Origin of the sequence: Metabacillus schmidteae, assembly GCF_903166545.1 — a bacterium.
GTDB classification, from domain to species: Bacteria; Bacillota; Bacilli; order Bacillales; family Bacillaceae; genus Metabacillus; species Metabacillus schmidteae.
Genome location: NZ_CAESCH010000001.1, coordinates 3,900,348 through 3,916,460 on the forward strand (window position 1 = coordinate 3,900,348; position 16,113 = coordinate 3,916,460).

Here is a 16,113-nt window from a genome sequence, read left to right on the forward strand (position 1 = left end):
CAACGCTTTCAAAACAAACAAATACATATAAAGAAAAAAATCGTGCATCCTGGTCATGCACGATTTTTTCTTTATAAATTAACCAAATCGACCTGTTATATAATCCTCTGTTCTTTTATCACTAGGATTTGAAAAGATTTTATCAGTAACATCAAATTCAACCACTTCCCCATTCAAGAAGAATGCAGTTTTATCTGATATACGAGCAGCTTGTTGCATATTATGTGTAACAATTATAATACTATAGTCTTTTTTCAAATCTTGAATTAATTCCTCTACTTTAAGAGTTGAAATAGGGTCAAGTGCTGATGTCGGTTCGTCCATTAATATAACATCTGGCTCTATTGCTAGGCATCGAGCAATACATAAACGCTGTTGCTGACCCCCAGAAAGGCCATATGCATTTTCTTTTAATCGATCCTTAACTTCATCCCAGATTGCTGCTCCACGTAAACTTCTCTCAACAATTTCATCTAGAATTTTTTTATCTTTTATGCCGTGTATTTTAGGTCCATATGCAATATTATCATATATTGATTTAGGAAATGGATTTGGCTTTTGGAAAACCATACCTACTCTAGTTCTTAAATCTTCAACCTTATAACTTTTTTCTAAAATACTCTTCTCTCTGTAACGGATATCACCTGAAATACGGACAACAGGTATTAATTCAACCATTCTGTTTAAAGTTTTAATAAATGTGGATTTACCACAACCTGAAGGTCCTATGATTGCTGTTACTTCATTTTCATGAATAGACAAATTAATATTTTTTAAAGCTTGGTCTTCACCATACCATAAGTTTAAATCTTTCGTATCATAAACAATACTCTTTTTATCCACTGGCTTCTCGTCTCTGTCAAAAGTGGTTACATTATTCTTTTTGCTATCGGATAAAACTGCCATAGTTTGAAAACCCCCAAAAATTAAAATCTATTCTGAAACTTATTTCTAATAATGATTGCTATTGAATTCATTAAGAATAGTACGACTAAAAGAACAACAATTGTCGCAGCAGCAAGATTTGCATACTCATCTACAAGTGCTGAGTCAACAGTCCAATAATAAATTTGCATTGGTAATACAGTAAATTTATCAAAAATTCCATCTGGAAGTGGAATTAACAAAGCTGGTATACCAATAACAACTAGGGGAGCTGTTTCACCTATAGCTCTTGAAAGAGAAAGTATTAGACCAGTTAAAATTCCCGGAATTGCAGCAGGTAAGACAATATTCTTAATTGTTTGCCACTTAGTAGCTCCCATGCCATATGATGCTTCTCTTAAATATTGAGGAACAGCACGAATTGCTTCCTGACTTGCAACTACAACAATCGGAAGTACCAATAAAGACATTGTTAGACCACCGGCTAAAACAATGTTCCCTAATTCAAAACTACGTACAAATACAGTTAATCCTAAGATACCAAATACAACGGATGGAACACCAGCTAAGTTAGAAATATTCGTTTGAATAATAGATTTTAATTTTCCATTCTTTGCATATTCTTCTAAATAAATGGCTGTACCGACTCCTAAAAACATTGTAACAGGAGCAACAACAACCATTAACCATAAAGTACCTGCAATTGCACCCATAATTCCTGCTCGTTCTGCAGTGGTTGACAGTTTACTTGTAATAAATTGAAAATCAATCCACCCTATACTATCTGAGTACACTCTGTAGATTAACGTTAATAATACAACTAATCCGAACAGTGTTGCTAATAGGAAAAGGCCTTTTGCAAGATTATTTGTAAATAAACGTGATCCCATTTTCTTTTGCACTTGTGCTTGATCTACATATTTCATAATTAATACTCCTCCCTATATTTACGAGAAATATACTGGGCAACGAGGTTCATTATGAGTGTAAATACAAATAATGTCATTGCAACAGCGTACAATGAGTAGTAAATGGTTGAACCAGCAGGAGCTTCTCCTCCTGTTACTTCAACGATGTAAGCAGTCATTGTCTGCATTGATTGTGTAATATCAAAAGTAAAGTCCTTATTACTTCCACTTGCGATTGCGACAATCATCGTTTCTCCAATAGCACGGGAAATCCCAAGTACGAATGAAGCAATAATTCCAGATATAGCGGCTGGGATAACAACTTTCCAAGTTACCTCAAGTTTAGTTGAACCAAGAGCAAGAGCACCTTCACGCATTGATCTGGGGACAGAACTCATTGCATCTTCAGAAAGTGAAGCCACCATTGGAATAATCATGATACCCATAACAATTCCAGGACTTAGAATGTTTGTTGGATCTAATGCTGGGATAAAGGATCTTAATAACGGTGTTACAAAAGTATATGCAAAGAAACCATATACGATTGTGGGAATACCTGCAAGAATTTCAAGAATTGGCTTCAATATTCTTCGTACTTTATCTGAAGCATATTCACTTAAGAAAATTGCTGCCATTAGTCCAATTGGAATGGCCACTATCATTGCTATAACAGTAGAATAAATTGTTCCTGTTAGTAATGGCAGTACTCCAAATTCTGCATCATCACCCAGTGGATTTAAAATTGTTCCAGTATAAAAATCTAAAAATGGAACATCTCTGAAAAAGTTAACTGTTTCAGTTAAAAGAGTAACGACTATGCCAATAGTTGTAAGTATTGATATAGCAGCAATTGCTAATAGGATTTTAGGTATAACCTTTTCTGTGACAGATGTTAAATTTGTAGAGCTTCTCTTTTTTTCAATCATGTCACGGATGCTTACTTTATTATCCAAGATCGAAAACCCCTTTCATCCTCCATGTATGTTATTAGAGGTGAAAAATTTAGTAGATAGTTGTTAGAGGAAAATACATAAGTAGATGAGAAGATAAACTTCTCATCTACTCGCATCTTATTACAATTTGGAAGATTATTTTAAACCTTCTAAATAACTAATAGATTCTTGAACTACATCATCTTTTAATGGAGCAAATCCAGTTTCAGAAGCTACAGTTTGAGCATTTTCCATAGTGTAGATTGCATAGTCAAGAACTTGAGGCTTTTCTTTTGCCATATCAACGTTTAAGTATGTGAATACTGGACGAGTGAATGCCTTGTATCCAGCAGCATCATCTAAACCAATTGTATCTAAACTTGGAGCAACAGGACCGTTACCAAAGTCAACATTTACTGCATTTAATTTGTCTTTATTACTGTCATAGTAACCATATCCGAAAAACGCAATTGCATTTTTATCTTTAGAAACAAGATCTACAAGTGTAGAATATTCTTGTTGTAAATTTACACTGTCAACAAAATCTTTTTCTTCCATGATTGTTTCAAACATGAATTCGTTTGTACCATGGTTTTCGTTAGGACCCATTGGTTTGATTTCTTCAGCTGGCCAATCTGGGTTAATATCAGACCATTTTGTTACTCCACCTTCAGCAAGGAAGATTTTTACTACTTCTTCTTGAGTCATTTCAGTTGCCCAATCGTTTTCCTTGTTGATAACGAATGTTAAACCATCAAGAGCAACTTGGAATTCTTTCACTTCAATACCTAGTTCTTCAGCTTTAGCAGTTTCTTCTTCTTTGATTTCACGAGATGCATCGTTGAAATCAGTTCCGTTTTCAGCTAAGAACTTTTCGAAACCAGCTGAAGTACCTGCACGGCTTACTTCAACAGAAACTTCTTCATTTTCAGTCATGTAATTTTCAGCCATTTTTGACATGAAAGGATAAACTGTACCAGATCCATCAATTACAACGCTACCTTCTAAAGCTGTTTCTTCTTCAGTATTACTATCTCCTGAACCAGTGTTTGTTTCACCTTCAGTAGAAGCTCCGCCGCCACATGCAGCTGCGAATACCACTAAAATTCCCATTACTAAAAGTAATACTAAGCTTTTTAAGCTTTTCATTTCCTTATTCCCCCTAAAGAGTGTTATTTGTTTGTCCTACGAGTAATAGAATAACGCTTGAGTATTAATGACGTTTTAAGCAATTGTAAAGGTTTTGTAAATTCGTGATGGAGTTTGTCATAAATTGTTTAAAAATGGGTAGTGCTTTTTCACACACTACCCAAATTAATAATTTAGCAAAGTATGAAAATTTACCCTCCACTATCACCATCAGCAAGATTGTTTTTAATTACCGGTTTTCTTCTTGCCGGTTCATGACTATCATTTTCTTCCACTTGAACACGTTTAACAAAAAAGTAAATAATGAAATGACCTGCGCCAATTATGGCAAGTAGCACTGGAATGCTTTGTTTTTCATCAAAGAAAGAAATAGCAAAAATAAACCCCAGGATAGAAACGATTCTTCCTGAATTTAGAAAAATCTCTTTTACCACAATATACTCAATCCGAGCTTTCGCAGCGCTCCAAGCTTTTCCTATTACATCAAATGTTAACGACGAGTATGGAACGAGTAACATTGGATATCCAATAGCAATAATTGCGCCATATAAAAGCAGCTTTTGGTAGGTCAGGTCAAAAAGAATTAAGTAGATCGAAAGATACAGTAAAGTCCCCCCAATTAAGATGAAACGTTTACGCATATTTTTCTTAATAACTCTTGTAGCAAGATAATAACCCAGGAAAGCTACAGCGGAATTCACTAGACCAAAAGTTCCTAAAGCCAATTCACTACCTGTCGAAATGAAGACGAATACACCAATTACAAAAGCAAAGGTTCCTTCACGTAAACCTTGAAAGAAATGAGCTCTTGTAATAAGTCCCCAATTTTTATTATTCTTTCTTTCATGAAAAATTCGTCCTAATATATAATCTCCTTCGGCCTTTCTTCTCTTAAAAAAAAAGCTCAGAACAACTGCACCTGAGAACAATAAGAGAGAGATGGTAAATATGGTTGTATAACCTGTAAAATTTTTCAACCTGGAAATAACAAAGCCTGCGACGATTGGTCCAACCATTCCTGCTGTGGAATTCATAACACCCATAAATCCATTAAAGAAATCTCTCGTTTCTGGTTCTGTGATTTCAAATGTTAATACATTGAATGCAAGCCAATAGAAGCCATAGCCAATACCTAAGGTTCCACCTAATACGATGAGTAATTTTGCAGCAGCTCCACCAATCATGAGCACAATTAAGAAAAATACAGCTAAAAAGATAACTCCTAACCTTAGGACAATTACTCGATCAACTTTTTTAGCTAACCTTCCCGCAAAAATAAATGTTAACGGCTGCATAACGACTATTGATAAATTGTATATGGCCAAATCAATAAATCTTCCGGATTGTTTCCATAAGTAAACATTCACAAATGTATTTGAAAGTGAAATACTTAGGGAATACATTCCTCCGATAACTAACAGTAATACTAGGTCCCTGCTAACATCTACATCACCAAGAATCTTTTTCATTTTTGACATAAGAACTACTCCCCTTCAACTTCTAATACATAGTTTGTCTTATCGGTTTGCAGTTATGTATTTATATTGTAAAAGTGAAATAAAAAAAGAGGCTGGGACAAAACCCACTCTGAAATGAAAAAGCCGGTGAAATTTTACGACGAGTAAAATTTCACCGGCTTTGATTTTTTTGAATAAAAATAAGGACCACTTCTGATAAAATAAAGTTACCACACAAAATTTCATCCGAAAGAAGGGTCCTTATGTTTAGAAATTATACCATGAATCAATTAGTTCTGCCTTTAGATTTAGAAGTAAAATTACAAAAAAATGATATCGCCTTCCATGTCCATCATTTAGTTGAAAGTATTCCTCATGAAGCGTTCGAACCATTTCTTCGAAATGAGGGTTGCCCTGCCTATCATCCACGCATGATGCTAAAAATTATCTTATGCGCCTACTCACAATCTGTTTTTTCAGGACGTAAAATTGAATCCCTATTAAAAGACAGTATCCGTATGATGTGGTTAGCTCAAGGATATGAACCCAGCTACCGTACAATCAACCGATTCCGTGTTCAACCAGAAGTGAAAGAATTAATTCGCCAGTGTTTCGTCCAATTCCGTTGTCAATTAATTGAAGAAAAACTTATCGATCAAGAAGCGATTTTTATCGATGGTACAAAGATTGAAGCGAATGCGAATAAATTTACGTTTGTCTGGAAGAAATCGGTTGAGAAATATCATCAAAGTTTAATTGAAAAGTCAAACCAGCTTTACCATGAGCTACTTGAGAACGAAATCATACCTGAAATTGAACGTGAAAGCGATGAACAGTTATCATTAGAAGAGCTCACTGAAGTTGATCAAAAAGTGGACGATGTCGTAACCGCATATGATAAACAAATTGAAGCATCGTCAGACGTTACAGAACGAAAAGCTTTAAGAAATGATCGTAAATATCCAAAACAAATCCGTAAACAGTTGATTGATTTTGTCATGAGAAAAAAGAAATACCAACAAGACCTTGAAATCCTTGGTGCGCGGAATAGCTATTCTAAAACAGATCCAGAAGCAACATTTATGCGAATGAAAGACGATTATATGAAAAATGGACAATTGAAGGCAGGTTATAATGTACAAATCGCCACGGAAGGTCAATACTCGCTTGCCTATAGTTTATTTTCTAACCCAACAGATACGCATACGTTAATTCCATTTCTAGATGAGATTGAGCAGCATTATTTTGAGTTGCCAAAACACCTTGTCGCAGATGCAGGTTATGGTAGTGAACAAAACTATAATGATATCCTTTTGAACAGAAAACGAGAAGCACTTATTACGTATAATATGTATTTGAAAGAACAAAAGAAAAAGCACAAACAAAACAAATTTAATCCCGACAACTGGCAGTATGATGAGGAAACAGATACATATACATGCCCTAATCAGAAACGCCTTGAATTTCAATATCATTCTGTCCGTAATAACCGTACAGGCTTCAAACGGAATTATAAAATCTATGAATCTGAGGACTGTACAGGATGCCCATTCCGTTCATCATGTACAAAAGCAAAAGAAGGTAACAATCGAAAAATAATGGTGAATGAAAAATGGGAACAGCAAAAAGAATATGTAAGAGTGAAGCTTTCAGAAGAAGAAACGAGTGCCATCTATCGAAAACGTAAAATCGATGTGGAACCAGTTTTTGGATTCTTGAAGGCCAATTTGCGTTTCACTCGATTTTCGGTACGAGGAAAACCGAAGGTTGAAAACGAAATGGGACTCGCGTTAATGGCAGTGAATTTAAGAAAATTCACTGCCAACAACCAAGGTAATAGAAGAATTTTCCTCATAAATAGAGAAAGGTGAATTTGAGTATCCTCAAATTCACCTTTCTCACTATTTGAAGCTAGTTATGTCCCAGCCTCTTTTTACCGAGTAAAATTTTATTATTTAGCTGCGTTAAAACGCTTAGAAACTTCATCCCAATTTACTACATTCCAAAAAGAAGCAATGTAGTCAGGACGACGGTTTTGGTAGTTTAAGTAATATGCATGCTCCCAAACATCTAAACCAAGAACTGGAGTTTTACCTTCCATTAATGGAGAGTCTTGGTTTGGTGTGCTAGTAACTTCTAATTCACCGTTGTTTACTACTAACCAAGCCCAGCCTGAACCGAAACGTGTAGTTGCAGCTTTAGCGAACTCTTCTTTAAAGCTGTCATAGCTTCCAAATTTAGCATTGATTGCTTCTCCAAGCTCACCTGTTGGCTCACCGCCGCCATTTGGAGATAGGATCGTCCAGAAAAGACTATGGTTTGCATGTCCACCACCATTATTACGTACTGCTGTACGAATAGCTTCAGGAACAGCGTCTAAGTTAGAAACTAACTCTTCCACACTTTTACCTGCTAGATCAGCATTGCCTTCTAGTGCAGCATTTACATTTGTAATGTACGTGTTGTGATGTTTTGTGTGATGAATATTCATTGTTTCCTTGTCAATATGTGGTTCTAGTGCATCATATGCATAAGGTAATTGTGGTAATTCATATGCCATTTTTATTTCCTCCTTAATATATGTACATGTTAAAGCCAATCACGGCCTTTCAATTCTTAGGTTACCAAAATTGTCTTATAGTTTCAATTGAAAAGCACTCAAACACAAATAACAGTTTTCTCACAATAAATAAATTATATTCAAACTATTTGATTACCTGTCATAAAAGTAAGTATTGTATATCAATTAAATGAATTTTGTTGCAAAAAAACCCTTTAATATACTATCTTCATTTTTTAATTTACGGTAAATTGTTTCGAAATGCCGGATAATGAGTTGGATAACTCTTTTAATTGCAAACCAATTTCATGAGTACTTTCCATCTGCTGTATTTGATCATTGCTTGTTGATAGCATTTGTTCTGTACTAGCAAGGGTTTCTTGAGAGATTGATGCAGAGCTTAATGTTTCTTCTTCCAGGTCCGGTAAAACCAGCTTTAGCCTATGAAGCTCTCCCTGCATTCCTTGTAGCTTTTTACTAACGGTATTAATTTCATGCATTAATTCATCAAATGATGCTTTCGAATCGTTCGCCGTTTCTAAGTTGTGCCTAATCTTCATCAGCATATCATCAAATTCATTTGTAGCTCGTATTGTAACATCTTCCATTTCAGTGATTGATTTTGAAATATCTACAGTTGCAGATGAGGACTGTTCTGCAAGTTTACGTACCTCGTTCGCAACGACAGCAAATCCTTTTCCTGCTTCTCCTGCTCTTGCAGCCTCAATTGTTGCGTTAAGTGATAATAACTTTGTTTGATCAGCGACACCTTTTATTAATCCTACAAGATTTGTTATTGAAGATGAGTGATCTTTTACTTGTTGAATAGTTGATGTCATGTGTTCAAAATCTCTTTCAAAGCTGTTGATTGTATTAATTAAATAGGTGTTGTTCTTTTCTCCACGCTTAGCAGATACATTCATGTCTTCTGAGCTTTGAAACACCATGTCCATACCCGAAATCAACATTTGAATTTTTTGTTTCATTGATTGGAAGCCGTTTACACTACTATCTGAGCTACTCGCAGTTTGTTCAGCACCGTGTTTTACAACATTTATCGCTTCAATTAACTGGCGGCTATAAGAAAGCGCATCTTCTGATGAATGACTCAATTTCCCTCCGGTCATTTCCAGCTCTGTTGTTGTTTCATTTATTTCATGTATGACGTTTTTCATCTGTTCAATCATCATATTAAAGCTTAATTTTAGAGATTGAAGCTCTGGAATCGTTGTATTAATTAAAGCCTTTTTATTTAAATTCCCTTCACGTACCTCTGTCATAACATTTCGCAGTTCAGTTAAAGGTTTAGTTACACTACGCACAAACATAATTAAAAGAATAATTGAAATAACAAGGCTCACAGCTATTACAATGATCATAAATTGTGCCATTTCATTCACGGGACCAAGATAAGATGATGTTGGGACAACCAATACATATTTCCCATTAATCTCCGGCATTTTCAAGACAGAAATTGTATAGTCTTCACCTTTAAATATATGATGAAAGACAGCTTCATCCTCACTTGCTATTCTCTCTTTAAAAGAGTCTGTGAATGAGATATTTGCTTCATTACTAACCTTAAAAGGCTTTATCTGATCATCTTTATAATAGAAAATATGAGATTGGATTCCGTCTGCTTTTAACTGCCGTTGTTGATCGCGAATACTAATATCCAATTGCTGCATAAAATATAAGTCATCACTAACATAAAGGAACTTCAGGTTTTGAGCAACATATGCCATAACTTCTGATTCACGACTAATACGATTTTCAATTGTCTCTATAGTTGTATCCTTAGCCTTTAGATAGGAACTAATCCCTACAATATTAATGGAAACAATTAATAAGAAACTAAATAAAAACAGTAAACGATTTTGCAAGTTAAACTTTGAAAATGTTTTTTCTAAGAAACGATTTGGTGCAGGCATGTTTTCCCTTTCCGCTTCCTCTTTCTTGCTCTCTCTATGCTTTTTCGGGTTAAACTTTATTTTATGTATTGGTAACTTTTTTAAGTGGTTCACCCATTTTTGTTCCAAACCCAGCCCTCCATCTCCGTATAATTTCGACTCATTATAACATTGAAATATTAAGCTAGTGTTAAGAATAGAAATCACGTCAATAAGGCTTTATTCTTATTTTTTTCACAACCATAATGTAATCCCCTGAAATTTCACATATACTCTAAATTTATTCCTTCACTTTAAAATAAAAAATGACATCCAATAAATCATATAAATATAAAAAAGCAAGGAGCATCCTCCCTGCTTTCTAAAAATTCTTATTCCATTTAAATTAGTCTCTGTAACCTAAAACTGCTTCCGCAATGTTTACTGAGTGATCACCAATACGTTCAAGGTTGCTTATTATATCAACAAAAACTATACCTGCAGAACCAGTACAACTACCTTCATTAATCCGCATGATATGCTTTTTTCGTAATGTTCTTTCCATCTTATCTATTTGTTCCTCAGATTTTAATACTTTCGATGCTAAAGCTGTGTCTTTGTCGTCAAGAGCTGTAATGGCATCCTTTAATGTTTGAATTGTTAATTCAAACATATCATTTAAATCTTTTTTCGCTGAATCAGTTAGTTTTACTTTGTTTGTCAATTGATATCCAACTAATTCAACTACATTTTCAAAATGATCTCCGATACGTTCTATATCTCTAACAGTATCCATTAACATGCTATGCTCTTCTGACTCTGTAGGAGACATCTCACTTCTGGAAATAAGAATTAAATAATCTGTAATTTTACGATCTAGATTATTAATTGCATCCTCAAGCTGCATCGCAGTATCTGCGTTTTTTTGAGAATAAGTTGCTTGATAATCTCTTGCTGCTTCCAACCCTATTGTTGCAAATTGGCCCATTCGAAGAACCTCTTCCTTTGCCTGTCCAAGTGCAATAGATGATGATTGCTCAATAAAGATTGGGTCTAAGTGTTTTGTTTTATACTCTATAACTGAATCTTCACCTGGAATAAGCTTAGTAACAAGAAATGCTAAGAACCCAATTAAAGGTAATTGAATAATTGTATTTGTAATATTGAATGTACCATGTGCAAAGGCAATAGTCATCTCAGGATTTAAGTTTAATGCACCTTGTAAAAATTGCATAAAATTTGTAAACAAAGGTAAGAAAATCAGAAAGACTGTGGTACCGATTAAGTTAAAGATAACATGCGTCAATGCTGCTCTTCTTGCTGCAATAGATGCTCCAATAGAAGCTAACACAGCGGTAATCGTAGTTCCTATGTTATCTCCAAATAGAACTGGTAAAGCTGCGTAAATATCTATTAATCCTTGACCAAATAACTCCTGTAATATACCTATGGTTGCACTAGAACTTTGAACAATAACAGTAAAGATTGTTCCGACTACTACTCCCAATAAAGGGTTACTACTCATACTGACGGTTAAATCATGAAATGCTTCCAAAGTACGCAGTGGCTTCATACCATCGCCCATTAATTCCAATCCAAAAAATAATGCACCAAAACCAAAGATGATTTGACCGATGTTATGTATTCTCTTGTTTTTAAAGAAAAAAAGTAATATTGCTCCAACAGCGATTATTGGAAGTGCGTAATCCGAAACTTTAATCCCGATTATAAATGCTGTAACGGTTGTCCCAATATTAGCCCCCATAATTACACCAATAGCTTGTCTAAGACTCATAAATCCAGCACTTACTAATCCAACTGTAATAACAGTTGTTCCACTGCTGGATTGAATTAAAACCGTCACAATAATACCTGCTAAAACACCCATTACCGGATTCGTCGTAAACTTATCCAAAATGTCCCTCAATTTATCACCGGCAGAGCGTTGAAGACCATCCCCCATATACTTGATTCCAAATAGGAAAATTCCTAATCCACCAATGAATTCAAATATCATCTTCTGGATATCTAATTCCAAAATTTCCAACTCCTCATTTCGTCTTTTTCGACAAACATCTACAACCCTTACAATTATTAACGAAATACTGTTTTTTTGTAAAGAGATTTATCAAAAATATTTACAAAAAAATTATAATATCTTTACAAAGCGAATTTTATGTGAATATTGCTATTATCTCTACTTCATTCCTTGTCATAATCTTTTGGGGATTATAAAATATAAAAGGTAAACTTTTGAAGGATGTGTCTTCTTATCATGAATATATTTAAGCAACTTTATGTAAGTATTTATTCTCCAAAAATGATTTCTGCGTTTCGTTTTCAGGGTATAGGAAAAACGATCCTTTACGTATTCATCTTATCCTTACTTAGCACATTACCATCTGCTATTTATTTTTCTGGCAGTTTAAGTGAAGGATTGAAAAGTTTTAATGAAACACTTAAAGAGGATCTACCTTCTTTCACGATTGAGAATGGCTTACTTTCATCAGACTCGGATAAACCTGTAGAAATAAAAAAAGATGGTTTTTTCATTATTTTAGATGATACCGGATCTTATGGTGTTGAGGAGATGGAAGCAAAGGAAAATGCAATCGGCATTTTATCAGACAAGTTTGTATTCTCAACAAATGGGCAAGCACAAACCTATGAATACTCTCTTTTGAATATGACCCTATCAAAAGAAGATATTATGGAAATCTCTTCTCAGTTCAACCAGTTGCTTCCAATTGTACTTACCATAATGGTAGTTGTAATGTACTTATTTAGTTCCTTCGTTAAATTTATTGAAATCACAGTCTTAGCATTGTTTGGACTAGCGTTTAAAAACAGTCTGCAACGAAAAGTTAACTTTAAACAATTATGGGTTATAGCTGCCTACTCGACAACATTAGCGACTATCTTCTTTATCATCATGGATAGTTTGCAGGTTATTGTACCAAGTGGATTCTTTCTTAATTGGTTTGTCCATTTAATTGTGCTATACCTTGTATTAAAAGAAATCCCACCACTTAAAAAGAAGATTGCTACCCCCTAATAAAAAGACGCGGAATGATTTCCGCGTTTTTTTATTTACTCCCATTTTCGGGCTCTGTACTCTTCATAATTCATCTGTAACTTTAACAGTATATAAATCAGGATAAAGGATTTGAAAACATAGTAATGACCATGGATTTCCCTCCTATAAATATATAGAAGAAAAAGCATGCATATTTATTTGGGACAAGCATACGATCTATATATAATATTATTTTATGGAGGATCTAAAATGAAGCGATTCTCAATTTTACTTCTATGTTTCTTTATTTGTTACATCATATATTATGACCTACAAGTTGGCACACTCCCATTTATGAATAAAACAGCCATAGTATCTTCTGATCCAAGTAATGAAATTAAAGATAAACAAGAATCATATTATGAAAAGCGTGTCAAACAAGGTGATACTGTTCTAACGATTACAGAGAAATACCATGGCACACTCCCAATATCAATTGATCAGCTAATAAAAGATTTCGAAAACCTTAATCCAGGTGTAAAAGCAGAGGCAATTCAGGTTGGAACTTCCTACTTGTTCCCTATTTATAAACAATAGATCACACTTGTCAATTCATAATCCTCCCTGTAAAATGAGGTTGGAAAGTAGAATTACTAGAAAAAAAATAGAAACTCAAGTATCATAAATTTATGTGATTACGAAATGCTTAAATTATATTAAGGAGCGATTTACACGTGAGTGAAATCATACATCGTACGAAAACAAGACCTGTTAAAGTCGGTAATTTAACAATTGGTGGAAATAATGAAGTTGTTATTCAAAGTATGACAACCACCAAAACCCATGATGTTGAGGCAACTGTTGCTGAAATTAACCGTCTTGAAGAAGCAGGTTGTCAAATTGTACGTGTTGCATGTCCTGATGAACGTGCAGCTAATGCAATTTCTGAAATTAAAAAAAGAATTAATATTCCACTTGTTGTTGATATTCATTTTGACTATAAGCTTGCATTAAAAGCTATCGAGGGTGGAGCAGATAAAATTAGAATTAATCCTGGTAATATAGGAAGAAAAGAAAAAGTAGAAGCAGTTGTTAAAGCTGCAAAGGAACGTAAAATTCCAATTCGAATTGGTGTAAATGCAGGTTCATTGGAGAAACGTATTCTAGAAAAATATGGTTATCCTACTGCTGATGGTATGGTTGAAAGTGCGCTGCATCATATTAAAATCCTAGAGGATTTAGACTTCCATGATATTATTGTCTCGATGAAAGCTTCAGATGTAAATTTAGCCATTGAAGCGTATGATAAAGCAGCTAGAGCTTTTGACTATCCATTACACCTAGGAATTACAGAATCCGGGACACTTTTTGCCGGGACAGTAAAAAGTGCAGCAGGTTTGGGAGCAATTCTTAGTAAGGGAATTGGAAATACAGTCCGAGTTTCCTTGAGTGCCGATCCTGTTGAAGAAGTTAAGGTTGCCCGTGAGCTTTTAAAATCTTTCGGCTTAGCAGCAAATGCTGCAACATTAATTTCCTGCCCAACTTGCGGAAGAATTGAAATTGATTTAATTAGTATTGCAAACGAAGTAGAAGAATATATCGCAAAGATTAAAGCACCAATTAAAGTAGCTGTTTTAGGTTGTGCTGTCAACGGTCCTGGTGAGGCTCGTGAAGCAGATATTGGGATAGCAGGTGCTCGTGGAGAAGGTTTACTGTTCCGTAAAGGAGAAATCGTCCGGAAAGTTCCTGAAGCTACAATGGTTGAAGAATTGAAAAAGGAAATCGATAAAATTGCTGAAGAACATTATGCAAAGCAAGCTGCAGAAAAAGCTGAAGCCAACGCATAAGTAAGGTGACTCAAAACAAAGGATAGATCCATATATGGTGGACGTCCTTTTCTTTTTGAGTCATCTTTTTTATTTATTTTCCGGTAATAAAACGGCTCCAATATTACTATTATTTGATAAGGAAACATCAATATCGTCTTCAAATCTTTCGTTTTCGTTAAAACGCTCTTGAATCTCCATATTTGCTTTATATGCATCATTATCGATTTGATATGACTTAATCGGGTTGTGAATTGATTGCTTCTTTTTTGAATCCTCCATTTTACCTTCACCTCACATATAGAGGGTTGACCCATAAGGTCAACCCTACCTGAACTTTATTAGGGATTTTTAAAAAAACGGCATTATAAAGATCCCTAAGATTATTGAAACTACACCTATACCAATTGCCCATGCTCCTGTTCCACGAGCACCTCGTCTTCTGGCAATAAATCCAACAATTATACCTGCTGCTCCCAAAATAACAGGTAAGATAAAGAGTGAAATAATTGATAAAGCTAAGGCTAGAAATCCAATTCCTCTGCCTTCGCCAGCTCTTTCACCTTGATCAGCTTCAGTATCAGCTGCTTGATAAGATCTCCCCATATTTACTGGAGCAGCAACTTCCGCAGCTGTTTCTGTTTGATAATCAATTTCTATTTCACGATCTAGCGGCGTGATACCCTTATAATCAGGATTGTCAAAACGATCTCGTTCATTGAACTTATTTTCGTCTGCCATGTAGATCCCTTCCTTTCTTATATAAAGGAGCATTCTTATTATAAACTTCACGTCAAAAAGTATAACTGTAAAACTTTTCTGCTCGATTAAAAATTCAGTATGGTACACTATAAGAGTAGGACTTCGAGAAGGAGAGAAAAAAATGCTGCGACTAGGGATTGACATAGATGGAACTGTTACAGATCCAAAAACCTTTTTACCTTTTTTAAATCAATCATTTAAAAAATCCTTAACTTATCAAGATTTAACTCAGTATGATTTAACCAAAGTATATAATATTACAGAAGATGATTTCTGGAAGTGGATGGATGAATTCGAGCCAATTATATATAAAGAGGCCCCATTAGCTTTATATGCTAAGGAAGTATTAGATGAATGGAAAGATAAACATGAAATAAAATTTATTAGTGCGAGAAGAAAACATCTAATGGAAATTACAAATCAATGGTTTAAAGATAAAGATCTTTTCTATCACCATATTGAATTAATTGGAAGCCATGATAAACTTGCGGCTGTAAAGGAACATAATATTTCTATTTTTTTCGAGGACAAGCACGATAATGCATGTATGATTAATGAGGAACACGGCATACCAGTTATATTATTTAATACACCTTATAATCAAGATCCAATTCCAAAAGGGGTTATAAGGGTAAATGATTGGCGTGAGGCAAAGAAATGGGTAAATGATTGGTCTGTGGTGAAAATATAAAAAAATCGCACAGTCGAGTATTAACGTAAGTTATGGTT

15 protein-coding genes are annotated in these 16,113 nt (G+C 34.6%); 5 read left to right on the forward strand and 10 right to left on the reverse strand.

Annotated elements, in window-relative coordinates; translation table 11 throughout:
* Positions 1-78: 78 nt before the first annotated feature.
* The 5 genes from pstB to HWV59_RS19155 all read right to left on the reverse strand — a co-directional run bounded on the left by pstB (position 79) and on the right by HWV59_RS19155 (position 5,352).
* Complete coding sequence (gene pstB, locus HWV59_RS19135) at positions 79-906, reverse strand: phosphate ABC transporter ATP-binding protein PstB (protein WP_102229413.1); 828 nt, start codon at positions 904-906, stop codon at positions 79-81.
* A 20-nt stretch (positions 907-926) separates the two neighbouring features.
* Positions 927-1,811, reverse strand: a complete 885-nt coding sequence (gene pstA / locus HWV59_RS19140) for a phosphate ABC transporter permease PstA (RefSeq protein ID WP_102229414.1) — start codon at positions 1,809-1,811, stop codon at positions 927-929.
* 2 nt (positions 1,812-1,813) lie between these two features.
* Complete coding sequence (gene pstC / locus HWV59_RS19145) at positions 1,814-2,719, reverse strand: phosphate ABC transporter permease subunit PstC (RefSeq protein WP_102229567.1); 906 nt, start codon at positions 2,717-2,719, stop codon at positions 1,814-1,816.
* A gap of 162 nt (positions 2,720-2,881) precedes the next feature.
* Positions 2,882-3,874, reverse strand: coding sequence for a PstS family phosphate ABC transporter substrate-binding protein (locus tag HWV59_RS19150; protein ID WP_102229415.1), 993 nt, complete (start codon positions 3,872-3,874; stop codon positions 2,882-2,884).
* A gap of 191 nt (positions 3,875-4,065) precedes the next feature.
* A complete protein-coding gene (locus HWV59_RS19155) occupies positions 4,066-5,352 on the reverse strand; it encodes an MFS transporter (protein WP_175639777.1) in 1,287 nt (428 codons plus the stop codon).
* Positions 5,353-5,594: 242 nt separating this feature from the next.
* On the opposite strand from HWV59_RS19155, the gene HWV59_RS19160 reads away from it, so the two are divergent.
* On the forward strand, positions 5,595-7,202 hold the full coding sequence (locus HWV59_RS19160) for an IS1182 family transposase (protein WP_175639778.1): 1,608 nt from the start codon (positions 5,595-5,597) through the stop codon (positions 7,200-7,202).
* A gap of 80 nt (positions 7,203-7,282) precedes the next feature.
* Here the strand turns inward: HWV59_RS19160 and sodA are convergent, their stop codons facing one another.
* From sodA to HWV59_RS19175, 3 genes are all read right to left on the reverse strand, one after another.
* Positions 7,283-7,891: a superoxide dismutase SodA gene (sodA, locus tag HWV59_RS19165; RefSeq protein WP_102229417.1), complete on the reverse strand. Its 609-nt coding sequence runs from the start codon at positions 7,889-7,891 to the stop codon at positions 7,283-7,285.
* Between the two features lie 236 nt (positions 7,892-8,127).
* A complete protein-coding gene (locus HWV59_RS19170) occupies positions 8,128-9,930 on the reverse strand; it encodes a methyl-accepting chemotaxis protein (protein WP_235991779.1) in 1,803 nt (600 codons plus the stop codon).
* 256 nt (positions 9,931-10,186) lie between these two features.
* Positions 10,187-11,818: a Na/Pi cotransporter family protein gene (locus tag HWV59_RS19175; RefSeq protein ID WP_175639779.1), complete on the reverse strand. Its 1,632-nt coding sequence runs from the start codon at positions 11,816-11,818 to the stop codon at positions 10,187-10,189.
* Positions 11,819-12,055: 237 nt separating this feature from the next.
* On the opposite strand from HWV59_RS19175, the gene HWV59_RS19180 reads away from it, so the two are divergent.
* From HWV59_RS19180 to ispG, 3 genes are all read left to right on the forward strand, one after another.
* A complete protein-coding gene (locus HWV59_RS19180) occupies positions 12,056-12,835 on the forward strand; it encodes a DUF1189 domain-containing protein (protein ID WP_102229418.1) in 780 nt (259 codons plus the stop codon).
* A gap of 231 nt (positions 12,836-13,066) precedes the next feature.
* Entirely contained in the window at positions 13,067-13,393 is a 327-nt protein-coding gene (locus tag HWV59_RS19185; RefSeq protein WP_175639780.1) for a LysM peptidoglycan-binding domain-containing protein, read from the forward strand.
* Positions 13,394-13,530: 137 nt separating this feature from the next.
* Positions 13,531-14,643: a flavodoxin-dependent (E)-4-hydroxy-3-methylbut-2-enyl-diphosphate synthase gene (gene ispG, locus HWV59_RS19190; protein WP_102229420.1), complete on the forward strand. Its 1,113-nt coding sequence runs from the start codon at positions 13,531-13,533 to the stop codon at positions 14,641-14,643.
* 69 nt (positions 14,644-14,712) lie between these two features.
* Here ispG and HWV59_RS19195 read toward each other — a convergent pair whose 3' ends face one another.
* Positions 14,713-14,904 carry a hypothetical protein gene (locus HWV59_RS19195; protein WP_175639781.1) on the reverse strand — a complete coding sequence of 64 codons (192 nt, stop codon included), beginning with the start codon at positions 14,902-14,904 and terminating at the stop codon, positions 14,713-14,715.
* A 69-nt stretch (positions 14,905-14,973) separates the two neighbouring features.
* Entirely contained in the window at positions 14,974-15,363 is a 390-nt protein-coding gene (locus HWV59_RS19200; RefSeq protein WP_235991780.1) for a DUF308 domain-containing protein, read from the reverse strand.
* A gap of 142 nt (positions 15,364-15,505) precedes the next feature.
* Here HWV59_RS19200 and HWV59_RS19205 point away from each other — a divergent pair, with 142 nt between their 5' ends.
* Complete coding sequence (locus tag HWV59_RS19205; RefSeq protein WP_175639782.1) at positions 15,506-16,075, forward strand: hypothetical protein; 570 nt, start codon at positions 15,506-15,508, stop codon at positions 16,073-16,075.
* The last annotated feature ends 38 nt before the right edge of the window (positions 16,076-16,113 follow it).